Origin of the sequence: Heyndrickxia sp. MSNUG (assembly GCF_049532715.1) — a bacterium.
In the GTDB taxonomy this organism is placed as follows: domain Bacteria; phylum Bacillota; class Bacilli; order Bacillales; family Cytobacillaceae; genus Mesobacillus.
Map to the genome: position 1 here is coordinate 892,531 of NZ_CP150978.1, position 26,463 is coordinate 918,993.

Sequence of the window (26,463 nt, forward strand, 5' to 3'; positions counted from 1 at the left end):
GAATATGTCTAATCTCGCTGTTAATTTAAATCACAAAAGTGCTGAAAAACCAGCAGCTATATCCAAAGCCTTTAAAATCTGGATCGCAGCGTTAATCGTTGCCTTGTTGACAGGCGGATACTTTATCGTTGAAAGGTTCATCACAGGACTCGCAGCTACGAATCTATCAAGCATCACTCCCTGGGGAGCGTGGATTGCTTTTTACATCTTCTTTGTAGGCTTGAGCGCGGGTTCATTCCTGCTATCAACTTTAATCTATGTGTTTGGAATGGAAGAATACGAGAGGGTAGGAAAGGCAGCATTGTTCACCGCAATTGTCTGTATGATCGTGGCATTGACCTTTGTCCTGATGGATCTTGGCCGGCCAGAACGCTTGATGAACGCAATCATCTACTGGAATGTCACTTCTCCGCTCGGGTGGGAAGTTCATTTTTACCTTGTGTACATTGCGCTATTAACCGCAGAGCTCTACATCGCAATGAGGGAAGACCTTGTACGCGCTGTTAAAAGTAATACATTAAAAGGCTTTGTTGCAAGACTGATCACTTTCAAGAATGCAACAATTGATGCTGCCACAAAGAAACGTGACCATATGTGGATGAAAATTCTCGGCACAATCGGGATACCGCTGGCAATCCTGGGTGTTCACGGCGGAACCGGAACGATTTTCGCAGTGGTAAAAGCACGTCCGGCATGGAATACCGCGTTATTCCCAATCATTTTCGTTGTCTCGGCAATGGTTTCCGGTACAGCCTTGCTTTTAGCGATGTATATCATCAAGAAAAAAGTCCAGAAGCAGCCGATTAATCAGGGAATGGTTGTTTCCTTAGCTAAATTGATGGTCGGCTTCCTGATCATTGACCTTGGTCTCCAATTCTATGAATATCTGATCGGCTGGTATGGTCTCGAGGCTGAACACCTGGACTCACTGGCAACGATGCTGACAAGTGACAAAGCGTGGTCCTTCTGGATCGTGCAAATGCTCCTCGGTGCAGTCGTACCGATCACAATTGTCTTCTGGAAAAAAACGAGTGAAAACATTAATGCGCTGCTGGCAGCGGCAATCCTGATTGTCATCGGAATCATTGGAGTCCGCTTCAATATCGTTGTACCGCCGCTTGTTGTGCCAGTGTTCCACGAACTGCCAGTGGGCAATTATGCGCCGACGATAAAAGAATGGATGGTCAGTGTCGGCGTGGTTGCGATGGGCCTATTAATCTATTCATTCGGCGAGCTGCTGCTGCCAATCGAAGAAACTTCTGACGAGGTGAGCCATAATGGAAAATAAACCAATGAAACGGCGCGGATTTTTAAAAGCTCTCGGTACCCTTGGAGCGGTCGCTTTTGTGGGGCCTGCTTTCGTAGGGCCAATCAAACAGGTGATGAATGGTGTCTGGATCGACGAAGCGCACGGTGCAGGTACAGACTACCAGGACTATACAGCAGAAAATGTTATTTTTACTTCGTGCCAGCAGTGTAACGCTACTTGCACGATTAAAACATATATCACAGCAGGAGCGGCAGGCGGAGCCTATTCATCGATTGTCCGCAAAATTGCCGGCAACCAATACAGCCCGATGAATATGGTTCCTTATGGACATATCAACTATGACACACCGGTAGCGCAGGCGGTAAAAGGAACTGGTGATGTTGCCAAGCTTGGACGCGGCTTCCGGGGCGGAAGGACTTGCCTGAAAGGTCAGGCAGGAATCCAGACAAATTATGATGCGTTCAGGGTTCAAAAGCCATTGAAGCGTGTAGGGGAACGAGGCAGCGGCGTGTGGAAAACGGTCAGCTGGGAAGAAGCCTATAAAGAAATCCTCGAAGGCAGCAAGGACCTTGGGACACCTGGCTTAAAAGAAATGTGGAAGTACGTACCTGAAGAAGCGGTCATGGCTGATTGGGATCAGCTTAAGGCTGGCAGCATGACAAAGGCTGCTTTTGATCAAAAGTATAAGGATGTCCTAATTGATACAAACCATCCTGACTTTGGGCCAAAGGCTAACCAGATTGCCATCATGGCGGGCCATAGACGTGATTTCATTTCACGCCTTGCAACGGGAAGCCTAGGAACGGCAAATTATTATGATCATGGAGGCGTCTGCGGGGTTCAGAGCGCAGTGGGGAATTCACGGTCTCATGATTCCGAAAAGCCGAAGAAGCGGATGATTCCTGACTATGATAATGCAGAAATGGTCATCATCTGGGGTGCAAACCCGATGGTAGCCAATCGCGGTCCAACGACATTTGCCCCGCAGATCACAAATGCGATTGAACGAGGCATGAAGGTGGTGGTCATTGATCCACGTCTAAGCAAGACAGCTGAAAAAGCGCATGTCTGGGTTCCTGTAAAACCGGGCGGAGATGGTGCCCTGGCAATGGCAATGGGCCGCTGGATCATTGAGAATAACCGTTATGATGTGACGTACCTGAGCAATCCTAACCAGCAAGCAGCAAACCTTGATGATGAGACAACTTGGAGCGATGCATCCTTCCTTGTGAATGTCGGCGACAAAAAACGCCCATTCGTCCGCGCGAAGGATCTCGGAATCGGCGGCGAAGAATTTGTGGTAATGGAGAACGGTCAGCCAGTTCCTCATACGAAAGCAAGGAACGGCGCGCTCGATGTCGAGGCAACGATTAAAGGTATTAAAGTAAAATCAGTTTTTAAAATCTATAAAGACAAAGTAATGGAAAAATCAATTGAGGAATACTCAAAGCTTGCAGATGTTCCGGTTGAGCAAATCATCCAGATTGCCCGTGAATTCACTTCACATGGAAAGAAAGTAGGCATCCATTCTTACCGTGGACCGGCAATGCATACAAACGGATACTACAATGTCCGTGCGATCAACATGCTAAACCATCTGGTTGGAAATCACGACTGGAAGGGCGGGGACACTGTATTAAGCGCGAAGTTCAAGACATTTGAAGGACGCTATGACTTGTTGACCGTTCCGAACGCTAATAAAGGCTGGGGCATTCCGATTACTCGGCAAAAAGTACCTTATGAAAAAACATCATTGTTCGCAAAGGACGGCTATCCGGCAAAACGTCCATGGTATCCGTTTGGGAATAACCTCATTCAGGATGTACTGCCAAGCTCAGCAGAAGGATATCCATACAAAATCCGTGCACTTCTGATTAATAGGACATCTCCGGTAATGAATTCGCCGCGCTCGGATATGCAGGCGAAATTCATCAAGGACCCCAAAGTCGTCGAGCTGGTCGTTTCTTCTGATACGATGATCGGAGAAACTTCAAAGTTCGCTGACTTTATCCTGCCAGATCTTGCATACCTGGAAAGCTGGAATACGGAAGATATTTTCCCGATTTTAAAATATAAGTTTGCTGGAGTCATCCAGCCTGTTACACGGGTAGTACCAGACGCTCGTCCAACCGAACAGGTATATATCGATCTTTTAAAACAAATGGGCCTCCCTGGAGTAGGGGAAAAAGCTTTTACTGATGGATCAGCACTTAACACGCCAGAAGATTACTACTTAAAACGAATCGCAAACATTGCTTATGACGGCAAAAAACCGGTTCAGGATGCAAACGCTGAAGAGTTGGCGATTTTTGAAAAAGCAAGACAGAAAGCGTTAGGGAAATACTTCGATATCCAAAAGTTGAAAAACGCTGTGAAACCAGAAGAATGGAAGAAAGTCGTATACGTATTGAACCGAGGCGGCCGTTTTGAAGCACCTGGCGACGAATATGTCGGCAATAAGCTAAAGTATCAATGGGCAAAGCAGGTTTATTTTTACGATGAAAAAGCAGCAGGCTTCAAGAGTGCCTATACAGGCAAGTTCTTCGAGGGCGTTCCGGTTGCAGAGGAAATCAAGAAATATGATGGCGAGGTTTACAAGCCAAACAAGCCGCTGCAATTCATCAACTGGAAATCAAGGAATATGGCAACGCACCGGACAGAAGGCAACACTTGGCTGCGTGAAATCAAGCCTGAAAATTATTTGTGGATCAATCCAATCGATGCCAGAAAGAAAGGGATCCAGACAGATGATGAAGTTTACATCGTTGCAAGCAGTGCCAAGGTAAAAGGCAGGGCACTCGTCACTCCAGGAATCAAGCCAGGGGTTGTAGGAGCAAATTTCAGCTTCGGGCATAGCGCATATGGCTCGAAGCCGGTGAAAGTGGATGGAAAAACAATCGAGCCGGCCGGAAAATATGGCCATACTGGCTATGAATTCAATCGACCGCTCCACGAAGAATCCGGCTTAGCAAAACAGAGAGGACTTGGATTTTCAGTGAATGCCTTAACGGAACGGGATGGCAGCTACTTCGAGGGTTTTCTCGCTGACCTTTTAGTAGGCGGCCCAGCACAGCAGGATGTATTTGTAGACGTGGAAAAGGTTTAATATCATGGCATTTACGCTGTACTGACTGTATAGAAAAGCTTATATCATCGGGGATTGGCTGACAGAGACATCCCCGAAATTTCTTGGAAAATGAAGGTGGAGACAATGATGGAAGAACGATATGGAAAGCTCGCGATCGCAAATATTTTAACCAGCATTTGGTTTGGGGATTGGAGCCGCTACGAAGATTTCATGAATGACGTCCCTGAAGACATGCAGGCAGAGCTTTCATTTCATTCATTTTACGAACGGGAGGAAGTGAAGCTCTGGCATGACAATCACTTTTTCATACCGGGAGACCATTTTGTCTCCCCTTACTTTTCCTCCTATCCAAAGGAAGGGGAGGATGAAGAAGCCCGCAAGCAGGATTTGCTTTGCCTTATTGGCCTTTATGAAAAAACAGGCTTCTACTTCCCGCTTGAACAGAACAGGCTGCCAGACCATTATGGCAGCATGACCGCATTCCTGAGCTCGATCTTACAGGCAGAAATCAAGGCAGATCAAGAGGGAGACCGCGAGTATTTGCAGCAGTTGGAAGAAATCGAAGCAGAAGTACTGAAGCGTTACATCCAGCCAAGCCTCAACCCTATGCTTAAAGCAGCTGGATTAAAGATAAAGCATCCATTTTTTAAGGAATTCCTCAGCTTTTATGCCGATTTGATGGGCGAGGATTGGCTGGAAGCAGCGTGACAACAAGTGGCTGACTCAAAAGGCCGTTGAATGTGACCTTTTAGTCAGTATTTTAATTTTCAAAAGTGAGTTAAAGGCGTGTAAATTATGAAAAATCTCGAGAACAACTTGGGGAGAAAAAAAGCCGCCGAGTTGTCATGAGAAGGGTTCCGAGAACAACTCAAGGAGAAAAAAAGCTTCCGAGTTGTTATACTACCCCCACTCGACGCACCTAGAAGAATGATGAAATAGCTGGCAGTTGGGCTTTTTCATCATTCTTCCGCAAAAATCAACTGATGCTCATCAGTTACAATAAAAGGGTGTCCCAAGATAATTTCGGGACACCCTCTTTTACATCCATTTTATTTACTTTGCTTAAACAAATCGATAAACGCATGATAAAACTCAATTCCCTGGTAAAGCAAAAAGCTTGAAGCCGTCAGTGAAAAGAAGCCGATCATCAGAAAACGAAACCACATGATTCATTCCTCCTTTGATTTTAAGTTTGCTTAAAATCTCAGAGGCTTGATCACATAATTGGATTGATAAAACACAGCCGTCAGAAAGGCGAAAAAGGCGGTAAAGGCATTTGCAGGAATACGTCTGCTGATATAGGGCTGTATAAAAAGGAGAGCAACAATAGTATAAAAAATGGTAAAGGTTTTTTTATCACTGGTATCTGGATCGGGAAGGTCTTCTGCAGCCTTATCCACTAGGAGGATTGCTTTCGTTTTTGTGCCAAATGCTTTAACCTTTTCAGCAGGAAGCGTTCCGTGGGTGAGTAAGAAAGTAAATAGCAGGAGCAGGCTCAGGGCTGAAGTTCTAAGCTTCTTCACGGTCTTCACTCCCTTGAAAAGTAATAAACCTATCTTATAACATTATATGAATAGTGGAAACTATAAAGTTTAGACATTTTCTGAGATATTTTTCATTCACATAAAAACAGGCACCTGATTTGGCGCCTGTCATCTATTATTGCTTTCTCAAATTGCCCAGTTCTTCTGCAATTGCCTGCAACTCGTTAGGGCTGAAATTATTCTTTTTCATAATCATCTCGTAGATCTCTACAAGTTCTTCATACATTTCGCCGTCAAAGTGCGATGACTTGATGGCGCCGATGTTCATGACATTAAGCTTTTCTTTAATTTTTTCAATCATGAATTCAACGTTTTCAGGTGTGTTTTTAGTTAAGTCCACTCCGTTCATCCTTTCAAGGGTTGTACATTCATCTTTCCATGTTCACTTAGAAAAGTCAATTACAAATCCCGCTCCTTGAAAGGCTTGGATTTATAATTAAGCGCTTAGCGTCATCGCATTTTCCTCTTATCCTTGATTGCATCCGAATAGCTCAATGTACAATTATAAAAAGATTGTTGTTTTATATGGATTGGTTGAAATCAACTTATTCAAAGCAATAAAGTTTATCAAAACAGCCTTAACAAAAAACGAATTTGCAAAAAAGTCCCCTTAGACTTGCATGAAGCAATGGCAATCGTGGAAAATGTTAGATAGGAAGCAGGCAAGACTGAATGTCTGCGTTAGGACAAAACTATTTAGGAGGAGAAGGATATGAGTTCGAGGAGATTTTGGATGGGTATGGTTTTAGGAGCGTTAGCAGGAGGGGCTGTAAGTCTTTTGGATAAATCGACCCGCGACGGTGTTAAAGAAGATTTCAGCAAAGTATCAAGCGGCGTAGCGTACGCGGTTAAAAACCCAAATGAATTATTTGAAGAGATCAAGGATGTAGCGAATAAAGTCCGGTCAACAGTGGAACAAGTAACAGAGGACGTTGCTTTTATTACAGAAAAAGTAGAGGAAATCAGGGATGTTCCACCACAGGTCACCGAGCTTGTAAAAGGGACAAAGGAAACGTTGCGGAAAATTGCATCATCTGACCAAAGTCCGTCGCATATAGATGGAAATGAACTTTAAACAAGCCCTTATTTAGATCACGGAAAGCATATGGTGAGGTGAATCAATGGTTGATTTATCATTTTTCAGGCAAATGTGGCACAGGATTCAGGAGGATGATGTTCCGGCACTTGCTGCCCAGCTTGCATACTTCTTATTGCTTTCCTTATTTCCATTATTGATCTTCCTGGTGACGCTGGTACCGTATCTGCCGATAACCGAGGTGGATATTCTTGCTTTTTTTGACGATTACGCCCCTGGAGAGACAATGGATTTAATCAGGAACAGCCTTGCGGATATTATGCAAAAGGACGGCAAGCTTTTATCTTTTGGTCTGATTGCGACCATATGGACTGCCTCCAATGGAATAAATGCCATTGTAACAGCCTTTAACAGAGCTTATCGAGTAAAAGAAACGAGATCGTTCATCGTAAGCCGATTAATGGCTGTCATACTGACCTTTGCGATGATATTTGTTTTTCTAGTTGCTTTGATTCTCCCTGTGTTTGGAAAAGAAATTGGCATTTGGCTCTTTGCGAATCTTGGCTTAAGGGAAGAGTTTATTCATGTATGGAATATGCTTCGCTGGCTGATCAGTGTCCTGATTCTTTTTATCGTTTTTCTGGGCTTGTACTGGATTGCACCTAACAAAAAGCTGACCTGCATCAGTGGCGTGCCTGGATCTGTCTTTGCGACAGCAGGCTGGGTGCTTGTTTCCATTGGGTTCTCTTACTACGTCAGCAATATTGCATCCTATACTGCTACTTATGGCAGCATTGGCGCCATCATTGTCCTGATGCTCTGGCTTTATTTTTCTGCTTATATCATTATCATCGGCGGAGAAATCAATGCTTATTTCAGTGAGAAGAAGGCTGGATGCTGATTGAAGCCTATCCGTCCGAATGAGTCCTGCATTCTGACAGGTTCAGGGCGAATTCCAAGAAACCTGTCCAAAAGAGGCTTGCATTCTGACAGGTTCAGGGCGAATTCCAAGAAACCTGTCCAAAAGAGGCTTGCATTCTGACAGGTTCAGGGCGAATTCCAAGAAACCTGTCCAAAAGAGGCTTGCATTCTGACAGGTTCAGGGCGAATTCCAAGAAACCTGTCCAAAAGAGGCTTGCATTCTGACAGGTTCAGGGCGAATTCCAAGAAACCTGTCCAAAAGAGGCTTGCATTCTGACAGGTTTGGGGCGAATTCCAAGAAACCTGTCCAAAAGAGGCTTGCATTCTGACAGGTTCAGGGCGAATTCCAAGAAACCTGTCCAAAAGAGGCTTGCATTCTGACAGGTTCAGGGCGAATTCCAAGAAACCTGTCCAAAAGAGGCTTGCATTCTGACAGGTTCAGGGCGAATTCCAAGAAACCTGTCCAAAAGAGGCTTGCATTCTGACAGGTTCAGGGCGAATTCCAAGAAACCTGTCCATAAGAGGCTTGCATTCTGACAGGTTTAGGACGAATTCAAGAAACCTGTCCAAATTACAGGGCAAGACAGTTGTTCTTAATACTTATCCCTATATCCTTAAATTTCCGCGGAATCTAAACCGTTTTTTGCGGAAGATAGAAGGGAGGCAAGTACCTCACTTCTATCAAGGGGGATTTTAAGGATGACCAAGAAAACGAAAAAAGACGGCGGCACAAAACAAAAAGGAAACAAAAGCAATCCTAAGCAGAAAACATCAGGTTCTGCGAATGGATCAAATGGATATCACTAAAAAAAATTCCCGCTGGCACATTTTGGCCGAGCGGGATTTTTTTATCTAGCGCAGCGCCTAGCCCTTCGAGTCTATTCGGGCCAAGGCGCTTGCGCTTTTCTTATTTCAATAACCGTAAGCTATTCAAAATAACCAGGATCGTGCTTCCTTCATGGCCAATTACACCATATGGCAAGTCGAGAAATTGCAGGAAGTTTGAGGCGATCAGCACCATGATGACGAGAATCGAGAAGACGACGTTCTGCTTGACGATTCTGTTCATGCGGCGGGATAGATTGATCGCTTCGGCAATTTTCGGCAAGTCGTTTTTCATCAACACTACATCCGCCGTTTCCAGCGCGACATCTGAACCTTCACCCATGGCGATTCCGACATTCGCAGTAGCGAGAGCAGGAGCATCATTGATGCCATCGCCAACCATCGCCACATTGCCAAATCGTTCTTTCAGCTTCTTCAATTCCTCTACTTTCGTTTCAGGCAGACATTCTGCGATATGCTCATCCACATGGCTCTCAGCGGCAATTGCTTTTGCGGTGTTCCTGCTGTCGCCAGTAAGCATGACCGTAAAGATTCCTTCTGATTTTAACAGGTCAATGGCATGTTTTGTTTCTTCGCGCACGATATCTTTTAAGGCCATCAATCCTGCAAGCTCACCGTTCCGTTCAATGAATACAATCGTTTTGCCTTCACCGGCAAGTTTCAATGAAACCCCATCAGCAAATGTTTCAGCAGCTGAGCGGCCGACAAAATCCGCTTTTCCAATTTTCCAGTCCTCGTTTTCATAATGGGCTTTTACACCCCATCCAGATACATCCTCAATGCTCTCTGGATGAATAAGCTCTTTGCCAAGTGTATCCTTGGCATACTTTACAATCGCATTCGCAAGCGGATGGTTTGAGTGGCTCTCGATGGAAGCGGCTTTTAACAGGACCTCATCGCGGTCGAGTCCATCAGCAACAATCAAGTCGGTTACTTCAGGCTTACCCTTAGTCAGCGTGCCAGTTTTATCAAAAGCAATCGCATTTAAATGGCTCAGGTTTTCCAGATGGACGCCGCCTTTAAATAAGATTCCGTGCTTGGCACCATTGGAAATGGCCGATAAAGTTGCCGGCATGATCGAAGCAACCAATGCACAAGGCGATGCGACAACCAGCAAAATCATGGCTCTATAAAAGGTTTCAGTCCAGCTCCATCCAAGCAGGAAGTGTGGAACAAACATCATCAGCACAACGACTGCGAGCACAACCTTCACATAGGTTCCTTCAAATTTTTCGATAAAAAGCTGGGAAGGGGACTTCTCACTCTGTGCGTTCTGTACAAGCTGAATGATTTTCTGGAACAATGTTTCATTATTTGGCTTCGTAATTTCTACCGTAAGCGAGCCTGTCAGGTTAACCGTTCCTGCGAATACATCGTCGCCCGCATCCTTGGAAACAGGAATGGATTCTCCGGTGATCGCGGCCTGGTCAATCGTTGTCTGCCCTTTAGCCACTTTGCCGTCGGAGGGAATTCTTTCTCCCGGCTTAACCAAAATCAAGTCACCTATTGCCAGCTTTGAGACATGTACTCTTTCCTCTGTACCGTTCGTAATCCGGAGCGCTTCCTCCGGCTGTAATTCCATTAGTGAGGAGATTTCCTTGTGGCTCTTGTTCATCGTGTACGTTTCCAGTGCGCCGCTCATGGCAAAAATAAAGATTAAAATGGCGCCTTCCGTCCAGTAGCCAATGATCGCAGAGCCAATCGCCGCGAAAATCATCAACATTTCCACATTCAATTCTTTTTCCTCGATTGTGGCTTCAATGCCTTCTTTGGCTTTCGCAAACCCGCCAATCACATAAGCGAGGATGAAAGCAGTAACGGAGGCTGTCTCTGAATCTCCTTTGCTGAGGATCCAGCCGAGAGCAATCAATAACCCGCTGATTATCGCGGCAACCAGTTCCGCGTGCGGCTTTACTTTTTCCATTAAACTAACTTCAGGAACAGATTTTTGCTTCATCAAGGCATTCGCTCCTTGAGCCATGTTTCTCTCCTCCTTTTCAACTCCTAATTGATACTAATAATCACAATCAATACCCTTAAAAAACACGAAAGCTGTCATCGGAATGATGACAGCGAAAAGCCAGAGCAAATGGTACATATAGTTTTCACTATTATGTTACCATACAATATATGATTTATAAAAGAATTATGCTATAGCCTAAGGAGACAAATTAATGACAACTAAAGACTTTTTCACCCACCCGCTGGGAATCGCAGTATCGGCAGCTGGGGCTACTCTCCTCTGGGGGAGTGCTTTTCCATTTATAAAATTAAGCTACAAGAGCCTTGATATCAGGCCGGAAGAGATGGGTGAACAGATGCTGTTTGCAGGATACCGCTTCCTGCTTGCCGGACTACTTATCCTTATTTTATTCCTGTTGCTGAAAAGGGATATGAAGTTCAGGCCGGATACGACTCTTCCATTATTAAAAATCGGATTGTTCCAGACCTTCCTGCAATATGTCCTGTTTTATATCGGACTCAGTTACTCAACTGGCATTCAAGGCTCCATTATCGCTGGGACGACTTCATTTTTTCAAATCCTCCTAGCCCATTTGCTTTATCCTGATGACAGGATGAACCGTTTAAAGGTCGCCGGGCTGATGATTGGCTTCACCGGTGTCGTTTTTGCCAACTGGCCGAATGGAGAGTATGAAATACACTTCGGGATTGGTGAAGTCTTATTGATGCTCGCGATGCTTGCAGGAGCCTATGGCAATATTCTTGCCAAGCAAGGCAGCGCAAAAATGGAAGTCATTTATATGACTGCCTATCAGATGATTCTGGGTTCGATTGGCCTTATTGCAATCGGCGGGTTTTCAGTAGGACTGGTGCCTTTCAGTTTTGATCTGAAATCGATAATGATGCTTGTATACCTGGCATTCCTGTCAGCAGCGGGCTTTATTTTATGGAATAACGTCATGAAATACAATCAGGTCGGAAAAGTTTCCTTATATTTATTTTTAGTGCCGGTATTCGGCGTGATCTTATCTTCGATACTGCTCGATGAACCACTGCATTATTTTGTTATTGCTGGATTGATCTTAGTTGTTGCGGGCATCGTGCTTGTGAACCGGCCAGTACGAAAAGCAGCAAAAAACAGCCTCCCTTCGAAATAGGGAGGCTGTTCTGTATGGTTAGGCTGATTTTGGTTCTTGTTGGGATGATCCTTCAGGCCGGACTGCTACAAGTGGGATGAAAATAAGCAGCAGCATCGTGCTGACGACATAGAAAAAGCTGATTCCTTCTAATAGTTCAATTGCTACACCACCGATGAATGGACCGCTGATGCTGCCAAAGCTGAAAAAGATTCCGCACATCAAGTTTCCTGCCGGCAAAAGCTGTTTAGGAAGCAAGTCAGCCATATAGCTGATGCCGAGTGAAAAAGTGGATCCAAGAAGCGTTCCTGCCAGGAAGAAGCAAACCAGCAAGCCTGTTGTGGAATCCTCCAAAAGCCCTGCAACGGTAAAACAGATGAATCCAGACAGTGTAATCGTAATTAATACCGTTCTCCTGCCAAGCTTGTCGCTGAGAATCCCCAGTGGCAGCTGGGAGAGAATCCCCCCTGTGGCAAAAGCGGGCAGCAGGATGGCAACAGCTTCTACTCCAATTCCAGACCTCATCGCATATACCGGGAAATTTCCGTTCAGGCTCGCCTCTAAAAAACCAAATGCGAAAGGCGGAAGAAACGCTACCCAGGCATATTTAAATACTTTTCCAAACCGTTTCATTGTCCCGAAAAAGGAAGTGCTCTCCAGATCGTGTTCCGGGTGCTCATTTTTCAGCAGCCAGACAATCATCCAGGCGGCAAGGCTGACAGCAGATGAAAGGGTGAACGGCAATGTTGTGCTCACTTCAATAAAACGGGTCATCAGAGGACCGGCTGCAAAACCGAGGCCGAAGAACAGTCCGTAAATCGATATATTCCTGCCGATCCTTTCTTTTGGCGTAAATGATGTGATCCAAGTCTGTGTGGCAAAATGAAGCATATGGTCGCCAATCCCGATGGCCAGCCTTAAAAGAAACCAAAACCAGAAAGACTTCCATAACGGGAACAAGGCAAGGGATACAGCCACTGCCAATCCGCCGATTAAAATGATGGGTTTGTAGCCAAATCGCCGGAGTGGCGCTTCCATTAATGGTGAAGCAATCAAAATACCTATATATAATCCCGTGGCATGCAAGCCATTCATTGATGACGATACGCCATCCTGTTCAAAAATAATCGCAATCAAGGGAAGCAGCATCCCCTGCGAGAACCCTGAAATAGCCACAATGATGACCAAAATCCAGAAACGAAGCTTTATGCTGATATTCATGTGGAATCTCCTGACTGATGATTTGTACTTCTATAGATGTTAATGCTATAAAATTTTATGTGCAATGTTTTTTTAGTTTAATTAAGGGAAAAAATAGTGTAATCTCTTTATGAGCAAATGCGGTAAATTTTTCTAAATTGAGTATTTCCGCTATGAATACATATAAAGGATGATAACGAGATGGAATTTAAAATGAAACCAGATGTAGGCTTTTACACGGAAGTTGGCTTTGGAAGGCTGGATGTTGCCGGTGATGACGAGTTTGGATTTAGACCATACCAGCTGCTTGTCTCTTCGGTTGCGGTATGCAGCGGCGGCGTTCTCCGCAAGGTTTTGGAAAAAATGAGAATGGAAATAAAGGATATACATATTACAGCCGAAGCAGAACGTATAGAAGAAGAAGCCAGCAGAGTGAGCAAAATCAAGGTGCATTTTCGCATTGAAGGAAACAATCTTGACGAAAAGAAAATCGAAAAAGCTATGGTTCTGACAAGGAAAAACTGTTCCATGGTCCAATCCGTGATTGGCAGTATCGAAGTGGAAGAAACGTTCGAAATCATTCGCGGCTAATTACTTAATGCGCTTTAGATTCATGAGCGGGAGAGAACTTCGCGAGTACAAGGAATTTAAAAAATGAATAGTGAGGATTAAATGATGGCAAATAAGATTTTTATGATTTTAACATTTATCGGTGTCCCGTTGTCTGTCATCGGGACATTGATGCATTGGCCTAGTATCATGTTATTTATCGTATACTGCTTGACCATTATCGCTTTGGCGAGCTTCATGGGAAGAGCGACAGAAAGTCTGGCAATCGTAACTGGCCCGCGTATCGGGGGATTGTTGAATGCTACTTTCGGAAACGCGGTAGAACTTATCATCTCTATTTTCGCCTTGAAAGCAGGTCTTGTAGGTGTGGTACTGGCTTCTCTTACAGGTTCTGTACTGGGCAACCTGCTGCTGGTAGCCGGCCTTTCCTTCTTTGTTGGAGGAATTAAGTACAAACGCCAGCATTTTAATGTATATGATGCTAGACACAACTCAGCACTTCTGATGTTTGCAGTAATCGTTGCATTCGTCATTCCAGAAGTATTCTCGATGGATATGAATGATACCGCCACACTGAACCTGAGTGTCGGTGTATCGATTATATTGATTGCTTTATATTTGGCGGCTCTTTTCTTTAAGCTTGTAACACACCGCGGGGTATACCAATCTAATTCTGAGAACGGGACTGCGCACCATGATGAAGAACCAGAATGGAGCAAAGGCAAGGCAATCATGATCCTACTAGCGGCAACAGTAGCGGTTGCCTATGTGGCAGAAAACCTGGTACACACGTTTGAAGCCGTGGGTGAGTCATTCGGCTGGTCGGAATTGTTCATCGGAGTTATCATTGTAGCGATTGTAGGTAACGCAGCAGAGCATGCATCAGCAATCATCATGGCATATAAAAATAAAATGGATGTTGCAGTTGAAATCGCAGTTGGTTCTACATTGCAAGTAGCCATGTTCGTGGCCCCGCTGCTCGTTCTTGTTTCTTTATTATTTGAAACGACAATGCCGCTTGTTTTCTCAATGCCTGAGATGATCTCAATGGCGGTATCAGTTCTGTTGATGATCAGTATTGCAAATGATGGGGAAACAAACTGGTTTGAGGGACTTACACTTCTAGGCGCATATGTTATAATGGGTATTGGATTTTACCTGCTTTAATATAATAGAATCAATGAACTCTGTTCTGAGAGGACAGGGTTCTTTTTTCGCTTTTTGACAGGTTCTTCAATCGTTATTTAGAAGGAGATTTAATCATGGCTTTTTTTTATCGCGCGCTATTTTTTATCATTGGGTTGACGATTCTTTCATTTGGGATATCGATGACCATTAAAGCAGGATTGGGTACAGGTGCCTGGGATGCTTTAAACGTTGGGCTTTCGGAAACAGTCGGACTTACACCTGGAAGCTGGGTCGTCATCGTCGGAATCATTTTGATTTTTGTGAATGCAGCCCTGGTAAAAAGAAGACCGGATGTTGCAGCCGTCATTACGCTGCTCATCACCGGAGTTTTAATCGATTTTTGGATTTTGCGAGTGTTTGACGAATTAATTGTGACAGGTTATGTAAAGCAATTTGCGGTATTTTTGCTTGGCATGGTAACCCTTAGTCTCGGCCTGGCCATTTACCTGCAAGCGAAATTCCCGCTGATTCCCATTGATAACTTCATGATGGCATTAAGGGAAAGATTTGGGCTCAACTTAATGGTTGCCAAAACGCTGGGTGAAGTCATTGCCTTATCGGCGGCTTTCATTTTTAAAGGACCGATTGGAATCGGCACTCTGATCGTCACATTCGCGATTGGTCCGCTCATTCAATTTTTCTTCCCGTTTTTTGAAAAATTGATGAACAAGCTGGTACTGTCAGATAGATAGATCGTACAGAAGATAAATTTTTAAACCTTGGATAAAGTTCTGCGACTCCGAAAACACTATAAACAAACGCAAAAGTTTCTTGTAGTGAAAGGAGTTCAACAGCATGAAAAAAACAGCAGCTATCCTTGTCTTGACGATGGTTTTCATGATGTCCATTTTAACACCTGGATTTGCTAAGGAAGATAAGGCGAATAAAGCTCCTCAGCCAAAACAGGCGGAAAAAGCGAAGTATACGATACCTAACTCTGTTACGAACATAACAAAGGATAACACCTATCCTAATCCGACAGAAGATTTGCCGTTTCTTCAGCCAAGCGATCTGACAAAGAGCTTGATTAAAACTTCAAAAGTGAAAATCGAAAACCCTGACTTAATCCGGATGCTTAATGAAACGACGATCAACAGCACACCGTTCGCCATTGGCTACCGGGCGATTGTTTACCTTGGCGAATGGCCTTTGACTTATGAATCAACGGAAACATCGCCAAACTGGGAATTTCAAAAAATCAATACGAATTATTTTGACAATCGAGGCGGCAATGCAATTTATCAAATTCATTATGTCCAGGAGCAGCAAAAGGTTATTAAAGGCGGATTAACCGCAAAAATTAAGAACGCGGAAGATGTCCAGAAAATGATGCTGTTACAAGCAGCAAAGAAAACAGGACTTCCGCTGGCATTCGAAACCATTGTCGGTGGAGGAACGAAGAAGGATCACATCTATAATATCCAGCCAAAGAGGCTCGGTTATCTGTATGCATATGCCCCTGCCATTAATGAAAAAGGTAAAGTCACATATGGTGAAGTCTATCTAATGTTAAAAGGCAGCAAAAAGTTCATCGTTGTCAAAAACGTCGTTACTCAAGGAATCGGTGCCTGGATACCGGTACAGGACCATGTAAGTTTCGGTTTTGTATCCAGTGAGAGACCGAGATAGCTATTAGAAAGATATCCTAAGCCTGATCCACTATAAAATGGATCAGGCTTTTTCTTTTCATATTACCGGTAATTTTTTCCTCTTGACAAAAGGTAGATATATCCTGTTTATTCGTTCTCTAATCCGGGAATTAGATAGGCATAACAAATAAAACAAATTATTCAAACCAAGGAGGAACTATATTATGTCACAGAATATTCTTTCGAACGAAAACAATTCAATGGACAACAATTCAAATTTCACATCTTCAACCGGCAAAAATTCAAATTTCAATTCTTCTACGGAAAATGCTTATTACGATACGACGACAGGCACAACAACTTACGCGAGTACAGCCAACAATGATTCCTACTCAAACAACTTTTCGGGCGGCGGATACTCAGGCAGCAATGCAATGGATTATTCAGGCGGCTCGAACAGCAAGCTGATGAAGGGCGTTCTGATTGGCGCGACAATCGGCGGCGTTTTGGCTATGCTTGATTCCAACACGCGTACTAAGCTGAAGGATACAGCAGTCAATGTAAAAGATACGTCAATGAATGTCATCAGCGAGGTGAAAAATAATCCTACTGATGTAAAAGAATCAATGATGAGCAGCTTTAAAGAAGCGTCCAGCATTTTGAAGGAAGCAATCAGTGATGCTCAAAACCTTTACCAGCGCTTGAATGAGGATGTTTTCAGCAAGATGGGTGATGTGAAATCATTATCCAATGAAGCATTAAACACAGCTTCAAAAGCTACTGAGGGGTTAAAGGATATTGGTTCAAAAGTTAAGGAAGCAGGCACAACAGCAATGGACAACCCTGTGTTGAACTCTGCAACGGATTCAACTTCATCCAGCAGTTCTTCAACAGTAAGCTCAACGAATAGTGCAGGTGCCTATGCAACAGGAATGGACAGCCAGCCTGCTGACACACCAGGATTAGGCAATACTTCCAACACATTTGCAGTATCACCTGAAAAACAGAATAACGACAACAATCGTTAATCTTGCCATCCCAAGCCAGTCCTGATCCCAGGGCTGGCTTTTTAGATGTTATTGCGTATATTATTCGTTCGACAAACCCGCAATCCCATTATTTTGCTTGTTTCTTATATTGGTCGAACGGGTAATTTACTTATACATACTTCAGAAAAGATACTTTGGGAGGATTACGATTATGGGGAAAGATTTCAAAACTCGCTCGAACAGGAGTAAATTTGATAGAGAAACAGCAACAGGGAAAATATCGATGGCCGCCTCGGCCCATCCTGTCGCTACTGATGCAGGAGAAAAAATCCTTAAGGAGGGCGGCAACGCAATCGATGCCGCCATTGCCATCCAATTTGGCTTGAACGTTGGGGAACCGATGATGACAGGAATCGGGGGCAGCGGATTTTTCATGGTGTACCATGCCGAGAGCAAGACCGTTAAAATATTTGATGGACACACAAGGGCACCATCAGCAGCACATTCAAAGCTATTTCTGGATGACAATGATGAAGTCATTCCTTTTCGCAAAAGATCAACACATGCTTCTGCGGTCGGGGTACCTGGTATTTTAAAAGCCATGGAAGAAGCAAGAAAAGAGTATGGAACAAAACCTCTTGCGGATTTGATCGAACCAGCGGCACAGGCAGCAGAAAAAGGAGTAGACGTTAACTGGGTCATGGACCAGTCATTGAAAAACTTCGAATACCGTCTTGGCGATCATGCCAGGGAACTTTTTATGCCAGGTGGGAAGGGCTTATGTGAAGGAGATGTCTACCAGAAGGAACATCTCGCAAAAACCTTCCGCATTCTTCAAAGGGATGGAATTGAATCCTTTTATGAGGGAGAAATTGCGGAAGCAATCGTCTCAACATTAAAAGATCTCGGAGGCATCATGGAGCTTTCAGATCTCAAGAGCTACAGAATATCAATCGACGAACCAGTATGGGGCACGTATAGAGGCCATAAAATTGCTTCTTGCAATATGCCAAGTGCAGGCGGAACAACAATGCTGCAAATTTTAAAGATACTGGAAGGCTTCGATTTAAGTCAGTACAATGCGAAGTCGTGGGAAAAATATTATCTGTTTACAGAAGCAATGAGAATTGCATTTTCTGATAAAATTGCCTTTTCCGGCGATCCGGAGTTTGGCGATATTCCGCTAAAAGGCATGTTGAATGAAGAATATCTTGCGAACCGCCGTGAGCTGATTAATTTTGAACGCAGGAATGACTCCGTTGATTTCGGAAATCCATGGGCCTATTCCGATGGAAAAGAAATTAACGTTGTAAGACAGCCGTTTGAGCCGGATAAGGAACGAAGTGAGACGACACACTTTACGGTTATGGACAAGTGGGGAAATATCGTGGCATGTACTTCAACAGTTGAACATCCATTCGGATCCGGAATCATGGTAAAAGATCATGGCTTTGTTTTAAATAATGAATTGACTGATTTTGATGCTGTACCTGGCGGGCTGAATGAAATACAGCCAGGAAAACGTCCGGTAAGCTGTAAAACACCAACAATCGTTTTCAAGGATGATGAGCCTGTTTTGACGCTTGGTTCGCCAGGCGGTCCAACAATTGTAGGATCGGTATTCCAAACGATCGTCAACGTGCTTGATTTCGGCATGGATCTAAAAGAAGCTATCGAGGAGCCGAGGATTTTCAACAGCTCTGGTCCTTTGATTGGCTGGGAAGCTGGAATCAGCATGGAAAGCAAAGGGAAGATGGAATCTATGGGCTTTGAATTTGCGGATGGCCCCTTCCCAATCGGCAACGTCCAGGCGATACAGATTGACCGTGAAAAAGGTTTACTGTATGGAGCAGCAGATTCAAGCCGTGAAGGTAAAGCAGCTGGACTGGATGACTAAAGTGATGAGCAGGCCTGTGACTTGGCCTGCTCATCTTATTTTTTAGATCGCCTTATAAAAGTGCAAGATAACATTACTCACTTCGATAACTATCAGTTAATATTGCAGAATAACGAATTTTTCGGTAGGATGTAAACGATGGTGAAAGGAGAGATCAGTTTGGGAAATCCGATTAAAGATAACAATACACAAGTAGTGTTTTTGAAACAGCGTTTAGATATGTTCGCTGATTTGCTTGACGCAATTGATCCGGAAGAAGCAGATTTAGAAGACATCGACCGCATGATCCAGATCGTTGAAGAAATGGATGCTAAGTGCCGCGAATTTAAAAATCGCGAGTAGTGAGGAGACCTTTTTGATGAGGTCTCTTTTTTTTGCGTGAAAAATCAATAATGGTGGAAATCCTGTACATTTTTTCCCTTTAAACGATTCCACTTTTCATCTTTAATTCAAAAGATGATAGGAGTATAATGGTAACGAGAAATTGTTATGAAATTTTCACATAGATAAAAGATTGACGAACATGGGAGCAGAGAGAGGGGTAGACAAATGAATATCGAAAAGTTTCAGGAAAGTATGTACCAGCTGATCGTAGAAACATCCACGAACCTTCCTAAGGATGTACGCAGGGCAATCAAGGCTGCGGCAGAACGCGAAAATGCAGGAACTCGTTCAGCAATGAGCCTTGCAACCATTACCAACAACATTAAAATGGCGGATGACAATGTATCGCCAATTTGCCAGGATACAGGACTTCCAACTTTTAAAATTAAGACACCTGTAGGAGCGAACCAGATCGAGATGAAAAAGGCGATCAAAAACGCGATTGCTCTTGCTACAAAAGACGGTAAATTGCGTCCTAACTCTGTTGACTCGCTTACTGGGGATAATAGCGGTGACAACCTTGGCGACGGAACTCCTGTCATTAAGTTCGAACAATGGGAAAAAGATTACATCGATGCCCGCCTGATTTTAAAAGGCGGCGGATGTGAAAATAAAAACATTCAATACAGCCTTCCAGCAGAGCTTGAAGGACTTGGGCGTGCCGGCCGCGATCTTGACGGAATCCGTAAATGCATCCTGCACTCCGTCTACCAGGCGCAGGGACAAGGCTGCAGTGCTGGTTTCATCGGTGTTGGCATTGGTGGCGACCGTTCATCCGGCTATGATCTTGCAAAAGAACAGTTATTCCGTTCCGTTGATGATGTGAACCCAAATGAAGATTTACACGAACTTGAAACATATATATTGAAAAACGCGAACGAACTTGGAATCGGTACGATGGGCTTTGGCGGCGAAACGACTCTGCTTGGCTGTAAAATTGGCGTCATGAATCGTATTCCTGCCAGCTTCTTCGTTTCCGTTGCCTATAATTGCTGGGCATACCGCCGTCTTGGTGTAGCCGTCCACCCCGAAACGGGAGAAATCCAGGAATGGATGTATCAGGAAGGCGAAAAAATCGACTTCGCACAGCCTGTTGCTGCAAAGGAAATCGCCGCAGCTGTTGAAGCACCAGCTGAGCCTGAAGTAATCACCTTGACTGCTCCAATTTCAGAAGAGCAAATCCGTCAGCTTAAGGTTGGGGATGTCGTTAAAATTACTGGCATGATGTATACAGGACGCGACGCGATTCATAAATATCTGTCAGACCATGATTCTCCAGTCGATTTGAACGGCCAGGTCATTTATCACTGCGGACCGGTGATGCTGAAGGATGATGAAGGCAACTGGCATGTGAAGGCTGCAGGACCGACGACAAGTATTCGTGAGGAGCCTTACCAGGGTGACATCATGAAGAAATTTGGCATCCGCGCTGTAATCGGAAAAGGCGGCATGGGCGCGAAGACACTCGCAGCACTTCAGGAACACGGCGGCGTTTATTTGAATGCAATCGGCGGGGCTGCTCAGTATTACGCTGACTGCATCAAGTCTGTCGAGGGTGTTGATTTGATGAACTTTGGAATTCCAGAAGCAATGTGGCATCTGAAGGTAGAAGGCTTTACAGCAGTCGTTACAATGGATTCACACGGCAACAGCCTGCATCGTGACGTTGAAAAATCATCACTTGAAAAATTGGCACAGTTTGCAGACAGAGTGTATAAATAAATCGAAAAAGGAGACTTGCTGATAAATGCAAGCCTCCTTTTACTTTTTCTTCTGTTTAGCAAGCTGATTCCGGTCCACATTACCCGGAGGTCTTTCCATCCATTCATTTTCAATCTGGATATTCCCTCCGTCCTCAGCAAAATTGGCCGTTTCCATCAAGAATCTCGCATAGGTCGAACCCAGATCATGCCGCGGACTGACAGCCATCGAGTCGCCAAAATTACGTACCTTTGCAGAAGACAAATTTGAAATATGGAAAAGCATTAACTTATCAGAGTATGGTGCATCTATGGAATCGGTAAGTTTGAACTGGCTTGGGATAGATACTGGCAAATCTTCTTTGTTCAAGATTTGAGATAGTATATTGTGCTGTTTAATATTAATCTTTTTTCCGCGCAAAAAATAATTCCGTACTTCTTTATTTTTCGCTACCTGGCTGAAACCCATGACCAAAATGGTCTTAATCGCGTTTACCTGGATATTCGAGAATAAGTGTGTGATTTCCAGCGCAGACAGAGGCCTTTTATCTCCAAAATAACCATTGAAATAGCTTTGCTTTTTTACAAAAGCTACCGATTTATGAGCGGGAATGAATGGTGTACGCAAATGCAGCCCCTTTTTAAGCATAACCTCGGTGACCTTGTTAGATAATTGAAGCGTTGAGATATTGAGGTTAGTAATATAATTCCTTAGCTCCATTTTTGAAAATGAAGGAAGTGCGACACTGTAATATAAAGCCCCGTATTTCACCATCATATCAAGGTAATTAATATAGAAGCTATCGGAAAACAATCGCGGCGCATCTTCATTTACATCATCTGCATACGAGAATCCCTGGGGTAAAGCAACCCCTTCCATTTCGAAAAATCCCTTAAGGTCAGACAGGATTTTTTTACTCAGATCATCCGCTGTTGTCAGGCATTCTTTTATTTCCTCATCATCGATATGCAGCAAAAAATGCTTGAACATGCAGATTGCCATCGAATTAGCAATGTAAACATTCCAAAGATTTCCCATTTCTCCGGAGGTCCAATCGATTTTTTGTTCTTCAGTCATGTTATTCTCCTTAGAATTCATATATGTAAATACTATTTGCTAAAAATAACTAATTATACTGATGAGAATTTTTTTCTCTCCCTGACAAACAATAAGAAAAACACCATGGGAGGAACATCATGAAACTGATTTATAAAATTATGCTTGCTGCCAATCTGCTTCTTTTAACAGCATTGCCAGCAGCTGTCCACGCAGAATATTCGAATTCTCCTTTGCATTGGGGGTTCAAAAAAGGCCGGAACGGCAGGCAAGCCGATGCAGGCAGAATGTTTGAAGTAATTATTGAAGAGCAAGGCGCTGTTTATAAAGGCGACAAAAATAAAAAAGACATTTATCTCACATTCGATAACGGCTATGAGAATGGCTACACGGAAAAAATCCTCGACACATTGAAAAAAGAAAAGGTGCCAGCAGCATTTTTCGTAACAGGTCACTATTTAGAAAGTGCCCCGGAGCTTGTAGAGCGAATGGTGTATGAAGGCCATATCGTTGGCAACCATTCATGGCACCATCCTGATATGACACAGATCAGCGATGAAAAGCTCAAAAAAGAATTGGAAATGGTCCGTGCTGAGACAGAAAAAATCACCGGCAAAAAGCATATGGCCTACTTGCGCCCGCCCCGCGGGATTTTCAGCGAAAGGACAATGGCTGTCGCAAAGGAGGCAGGCTATACGCATGTGTTCTGGTCGCTTGCATTTGTTGACTGGAACACAAATCAGCAGCGAGGCTGGGAATATTCGTATGACAAAATCATGAGCCAGATCCATCCTGGCGCCGTGCTCCTGCTTCACACCGTTTCAAAAGACAACGCAGACGCCCTTGGAAAAGTGATCAGAGATCTGAAGGAGCAGGGATATACCTTTAAAAGCCTAGATTATTTAATGGTAAGCCAGCATTTGAAGAATCCGATGCTGTATTAAATAAGCTGTCCCGACACTTGCTGCCGGGACTCTTTGTTTTCCCCTCTCTAAATAATCCGCAATACTTCGTAAAACTGCAGTGAAAATGCTATAATACGGGGAAAATACTTAAGGACGGTTTATGAATATGTGGGAAGAAACGGTGTCGATAACTGGTCCGTATCATTTTGATCTTGCTTTGAGCAGGATGGCATTGGATCCATTGAATGCTGTGGATATCGAAAAGCGCTCTGTTAAAGTGCCATTAGTGATTAATGACACGAAGGTTGTGGCAGAGGTTACAGGAACGGGAACGCTTGAAAAGCCTGAATTCCTTGTCCGCGCGACTCATGAAAAAGCAGAGACAATCCAGCGGCTGACGGAAATTTTTCAATGGAATACTGAATTGATACATATCCATGAACATTACCAGACAACAGAGCTGAAGGACCTATTCAATCAACATTATGGCACTCCGCTCGTACTGGAGTTCGATCCTTTTTCAAGCTTGATAAAAAGCATCATTCACCAGCAGCTTAATCTTAAATTTGCCTTTACATTAACCGAACGTTTTGTGAAGACGTTTGGAGAAGAACTGGATGGCGTCTGGTTTTATCCGACACCGGAAAAAGTGTCAAGTCTCACAGTTGAGCAGCTGCGTGAACTGCAATTCAGCGGGAGGAAAGCAGAGTATACCATTGGTATTGGCAAGCTTGTTGCGATAGGGCAGCTTGATTTTGAAAAATTAAAGTTGAAACCTGATGCGGAAATCGCACAGGAATTAATTAAAATTCGCGGCGTCGGGCCTTGGACGATTGAGAACTTTTTAATGTTCGCACTCGGACGTCCGAATTTATTTCCAATCGGTGATATCGGCATCCAAAACGCTTTGAAAAAATACTTTAACCTTGAGCAAAAGCCAACACCTGCCGAAATGGAAAAATACAAAGAGCCATGGGATCCTTATTTGAGCTATGCTTCGCTCTATTTATGGAGAAGCATTGAGTAATTGGAGTGAAGTTTTATGAAAAAAAGTTTTGAGAAAAAAGATCAGGTAAAAAAAGATTTTACGAAGAGCAAAGACAATGTGAAGAAGCCTCAGGCAAACAAAGGCATTGTGAAGAAAAACCATGCAAAACAAGATGATTCTGTTAAAATCCAGCTAAAGCAGACCTTTCCACTGACGATCAAGCGTCTTGGAATCAATGGCGAGGGTGTCGGATACTTTAAGCGCCAAGTCGTGTTTGTGCCTGGCGCGCTGCCTGGCGAAGAAGTAGTCGTTGAAGTGACAAAGGTGCATCCGAAGTTTTCTGAGGCGAGAATTAAAAAAATCCGCAAACCATCAGAGCACAGGATTAAGCCGCTTTGTCCGGTATATGATCAGTGCGGGGGCTGCCAACTTCAGCATTTGCAGTATGCTCAGCAGCTGAAGGAGAAACGGGATATTGTCATCCAGGCACTGGAGCGGCATACGAAGCTGAAGATAGAACAGCTTGAGATCAGGCCGACGATTGGGATGGAGAATCCTTGGGGTTACCGGAACAAGAGTCAGTTCCAGGTTGGCGAAAAAGACGGGAAGGTGCTCGCGGGCCTGTATGGATTGAACTCCCATAACCTCATCAATATCGAGCAATGTGCCGTTCAGCATCCAGCGACATCAAAAGCAACGGAAGTGGTAAAAGGGATTCTTCAGGAATTAAAGATTCCCATTTACAATGAGAAAAAGCGCCAGGGCTTAGTAAGGACGATCGTGGCAAGAACTGGTGTCCAGACAGGGGAGCTGCAAATCGTGCTGATCACGACGAAAAAAGAGCTGCCGAAAAAGGACACCATCATTCAGGAAATTAAGAAGCGCCTGCCAGAGGTCAATTCGATTGTCCAAAACGTCAATGGTGAAAGAACTTCAGTCATTTTCGGAAAAGAAACTGCTACTCTTGAAGGAAATGACTTTATTCAGGAAACACTGGGAGACCTGCAATTCGAGCTTTCAGCGAGAACTTTTTTCCAGCTTAACCCTGAGCAGACGGTAAAATTATATAATGAAGCAAAAGTGGCTGCTAAGCTGACAGGCAGAGAGAAGCTTGTGGATGCATACTGCGGAGTCGGGACGATTGGCTTGTGGATGGCTGGCCAGGCTGGTGAAGTAAGAGGAATGGATGTCATTCCTGAATCGATTGAGGATGCGAAGAAAAATGCAGAGAAGCATGGTGTAAAACATGCAAAGTTTGCTGTCGGCAAGGCTGAAGAACTGCTGCCAAAATGGCTCAAGGAAGGCTGGCGTCCGGACGTCATCGTCGTAGATCCGCCACGCACAGGCTGCGACCAGGAATTTTTAAAAACCGTCCTGAAAATCAAGCCAAAGACATTCGTCTACGTATCATGCAATCCATCAACGCTGGCAAAGGATATCGAGACTCTGGGCCATCAATATAAAGTAGAATACATCCAGCCAGTGGACATGTTCCCGCATACGTCACAAATTGAGAGCGTAACGAGACTGGTTTTAAAATAGAGGAGGAATTACCTTGTTAAGTGAAAAGCTGGTTAAAGGTTTAACAGAGCAAATGAATTATGAATTTTATTCTGCGCATGCTTACCTGGCAATGGCAGCATATTGTTCAGCTGAAAATTTGGATGGTTTCGCAAACTTCTTTTTGGTACAGGCAGAAGAGGAACGTTTCCATGCGATGAAGTTTTACAATTTTATCAATGATATGGGTGAGCGCGTCACGGTTGAAGGCTTCCATGCTCCTTCCAACGAGTTCTCTTCCGTGTTGGATGTTTTTGAAAAAGGCCTTCAGCATGAAAAAGAAGTGACCCGCCGCATCTATCAGTTGGCAGACATTGCCCTCGATGAGCGTGAGCACGCAACAATGACCTTTCTGAAATGGTTCATTGAAGAACAGGTAGAAGAAGAAGCGATGTTCGACGGGCTGATCCAGAAATTGCGCAGGATCGACCAGGACAGCAATGCCTTCTTCATGTTAGAGAGCGAGCTTGCACAGCGGACTTTTACAGCACCGGAGTAATCGTAATGAATTCAAAAGCAGGGTTTCCTAAAAAGGGAATCCTGTTTTTTTATGCGATTGATTTCGTTTAGCTGGCTTAACCTAGTGGTATACGTCCAATGAGGGGCATGACGGTAAGTGTGTTTATTGTGGCG

General features: G+C 44.0%; 23 protein-coding genes. 18 read left to right on the plus strand and 5 right to left on the minus strand.

Annotated elements, in window-relative coordinates:
- Positions 1 to 4 precede the first annotated feature (4 nt).
- The 3 genes from nrfD (at position 5) to AABM38_RS04440 (ending at position 5,066) form a co-directional block, all read left to right on the plus strand.
- Entirely contained in the window at positions 5 to 1,288 is a 1,284-nt protein-coding gene (gene nrfD / locus AABM38_RS04430) for an NrfD/PsrC family molybdoenzyme membrane anchor subunit (protein WP_423409318.1), read from the plus strand.
- A complete protein-coding gene (locus tag AABM38_RS04435; RefSeq protein WP_423409319.1) occupies positions 1,278 to 4,376 on the plus strand; it encodes a molybdopterin-dependent oxidoreductase in 3,099 nt (1,032 codons plus the stop codon). The genes nrfD and AABM38_RS04435 overlap by 11 nt, the downstream gene beginning before the upstream one ends.
- A 105-nt stretch (positions 4,377 to 4,481) precedes the next feature.
- Entirely contained in the window at positions 4,482 to 5,066 is a 585-nt protein-coding gene (locus AABM38_RS04440; RefSeq protein WP_423409320.1) for a molecular chaperone TorD family protein, read from the plus strand.
- Between the two features lie 488 nt (positions 5,067 to 5,554).
- Here the strand turns inward: AABM38_RS04440 and AABM38_RS04445 are convergent, their stop codons facing one another.
- Together AABM38_RS04445 and AABM38_RS04450 are read right to left on the minus strand one after the other, a co-directional pair.
- Entirely contained in the window at positions 5,555 to 5,881 is a 327-nt protein-coding gene (locus AABM38_RS04445; protein ID WP_423409321.1) for a hypothetical protein, read from the minus strand.
- Between the two features lie 136 nt (positions 5,882 to 6,017).
- The gene (locus AABM38_RS04450) at positions 6,018 to 6,203 is read right to left on the minus strand and encodes a DUF1128 domain-containing protein (RefSeq protein WP_423410650.1); all 186 of its coding nucleotides are present in this window, start codon (positions 6,201 to 6,203) and stop codon (positions 6,018 to 6,020) included.
- Between the two features lie 411 nt (positions 6,204 to 6,614).
- On the opposite strand from AABM38_RS04450, the gene AABM38_RS04455 reads away from it, so the two are divergent.
- Positions 6,615 to 6,977: a YtxH domain-containing protein gene (locus AABM38_RS04455; RefSeq protein WP_423409322.1), complete on the plus strand. Its 363-nt coding sequence runs from the start codon at positions 6,615 to 6,617 to the stop codon at positions 6,975 to 6,977.
- A 46-nt stretch (positions 6,978 to 7,023) separates the two neighbouring features.
- On the plus strand, positions 7,024 to 7,839 hold the full coding sequence (locus AABM38_RS04460; RefSeq protein ID WP_423409323.1) for a YihY/virulence factor BrkB family protein: 816 nt from the start codon (positions 7,024 to 7,026) through the stop codon (positions 7,837 to 7,839).
- A 927-nt stretch (positions 7,840 to 8,766) separates the two neighbouring features.
- On the opposite strand, the gene AABM38_RS04465 is transcribed toward AABM38_RS04460, so the two are convergent.
- Positions 8,767 to 10,686: a heavy metal translocating P-type ATPase gene (locus AABM38_RS04465; protein WP_423409324.1), complete on the minus strand. Its 1,920-nt coding sequence runs from the start codon at positions 10,684 to 10,686 to the stop codon at positions 8,767 to 8,769.
- Positions 10,687 to 10,879: 193 nt separating this feature from the next.
- Between AABM38_RS04465 and AABM38_RS04470 the strand changes: the two genes are divergently transcribed.
- Positions 10,880 to 11,824, plus strand: a complete 945-nt coding sequence (locus AABM38_RS04470; protein ID WP_423409325.1) for a DMT family transporter — start codon at positions 10,880 to 10,882, stop codon at positions 11,822 to 11,824.
- An 18-nt stretch (positions 11,825 to 11,842) separates the two neighbouring features.
- On the opposite strand, the gene AABM38_RS04475 is transcribed toward AABM38_RS04470, so the two are convergent.
- Positions 11,843 to 13,024, minus strand: a complete 1,182-nt coding sequence (locus AABM38_RS04475) for an MFS transporter (RefSeq protein ID WP_423409326.1) — start codon at positions 13,022 to 13,024, stop codon at positions 11,843 to 11,845.
- A 180-nt stretch (positions 13,025 to 13,204) separates the two neighbouring features.
- Here AABM38_RS04475 and AABM38_RS04480 point away from each other — a divergent pair, with 180 nt between their 5' ends.
- The 8 genes from AABM38_RS04480 (at position 13,205) to AABM38_RS04515 (ending at position 21,342) form a co-directional block, all read left to right on the plus strand.
- The gene (locus AABM38_RS04480; RefSeq protein WP_423409327.1) at positions 13,205 to 13,594 is read left to right on the plus strand and encodes an OsmC family protein; all 390 of its coding nucleotides are present in this window, start codon (positions 13,205 to 13,207) and stop codon (positions 13,592 to 13,594) included.
- An 84-nt stretch (positions 13,595 to 13,678) separates the two neighbouring features.
- Positions 13,679 to 14,740, plus strand: a complete 1,062-nt coding sequence (gene cax / locus AABM38_RS04485; RefSeq protein ID WP_423410651.1) for a calcium/proton exchanger — start codon at positions 13,679 to 13,681, stop codon at positions 14,738 to 14,740.
- 95 nt (positions 14,741 to 14,835) lie between these two features.
- Positions 14,836 to 15,453, plus strand: coding sequence for a YczE/YyaS/YitT family protein (locus AABM38_RS04490; protein ID WP_423409328.1), 618 nt, complete (start codon positions 14,836 to 14,838; stop codon positions 15,451 to 15,453).
- Between the two features lie 103 nt (positions 15,454 to 15,556).
- Positions 15,557 to 16,390 (plus strand): YfkD family protein, encoded by an 834-nt coding sequence (locus AABM38_RS04495; protein ID WP_423409329.1) that lies wholly within the window; start codon positions 15,557 to 15,559, stop codon positions 16,388 to 16,390.
- Positions 16,391 to 16,574: 184 nt separating this feature from the next.
- Complete coding sequence (locus tag AABM38_RS04500) at positions 16,575 to 17,378, plus strand: YtxH domain-containing protein (RefSeq protein ID WP_423409330.1); 804 nt, start codon at positions 16,575 to 16,577, stop codon at positions 17,376 to 17,378.
- Positions 17,379 to 17,550: 172 nt separating this feature from the next.
- Complete coding sequence (gene ggt / locus AABM38_RS04505) at positions 17,551 to 19,236, plus strand: gamma-glutamyltransferase (protein ID WP_423409331.1); 1,686 nt, start codon at positions 17,551 to 17,553, stop codon at positions 19,234 to 19,236.
- Between the two features lie 138 nt (positions 19,237 to 19,374).
- Positions 19,375 to 19,578, plus strand: a complete 204-nt coding sequence (locus AABM38_RS04510) for an SE1561 family protein (RefSeq protein ID WP_423409332.1) — start codon at positions 19,375 to 19,377, stop codon at positions 19,576 to 19,578.
- A 207-nt stretch (positions 19,579 to 19,785) separates the two neighbouring features.
- Positions 19,786 to 21,342: a fumarate hydratase gene (locus tag AABM38_RS04515; protein ID WP_423409333.1), complete on the plus strand. Its 1,557-nt coding sequence runs from the start codon at positions 19,786 to 19,788 to the stop codon at positions 21,340 to 21,342.
- Positions 21,343 to 21,381: 39 nt separating this feature from the next.
- On the opposite strand, the gene AABM38_RS04520 is transcribed toward AABM38_RS04515, so the two are convergent.
- Entirely contained in the window at positions 21,382 to 22,398 is a 1,017-nt protein-coding gene (locus tag AABM38_RS04520; RefSeq protein WP_423409334.1) for a DUF3231 family protein, read from the minus strand.
- Positions 22,399 to 22,517: 119 nt separating this feature from the next.
- Between AABM38_RS04520 and pdaA the strand changes: the two genes are divergently transcribed.
- From pdaA to AABM38_RS04540, 4 genes are all read left to right on the plus strand, one after another.
- Positions 22,518 to 23,321, plus strand: coding sequence for a delta-lactam-biosynthetic de-N-acetylase (pdaA, locus tag AABM38_RS04525; RefSeq protein ID WP_423409335.1), 804 nt, complete (start codon positions 22,518 to 22,520; stop codon positions 23,319 to 23,321).
- 127 nt (positions 23,322 to 23,448) lie between these two features.
- The gene (locus AABM38_RS04530) at positions 23,449 to 24,309 is read left to right on the plus strand and encodes a DNA-3-methyladenine glycosylase family protein (protein ID WP_423410652.1); all 861 of its coding nucleotides are present in this window, start codon (positions 23,449 to 23,451) and stop codon (positions 24,307 to 24,309) included.
- Between the two features lie 15 nt (positions 24,310 to 24,324).
- Positions 24,325 to 25,812, plus strand: coding sequence for a 23S rRNA (uracil(1939)-C(5))-methyltransferase RlmD (gene rlmD / locus AABM38_RS04535; RefSeq protein ID WP_423409336.1), 1,488 nt, complete (start codon positions 24,325 to 24,327; stop codon positions 25,810 to 25,812).
- Between the two features lie 13 nt (positions 25,813 to 25,825).
- Positions 25,826 to 26,329, plus strand: a complete 504-nt coding sequence (locus tag AABM38_RS04540; protein WP_207501855.1) for a ferritin — start codon at positions 25,826 to 25,828, stop codon at positions 26,327 to 26,329.
- Positions 26,330 to 26,463 lie beyond the last annotated feature (134 nt).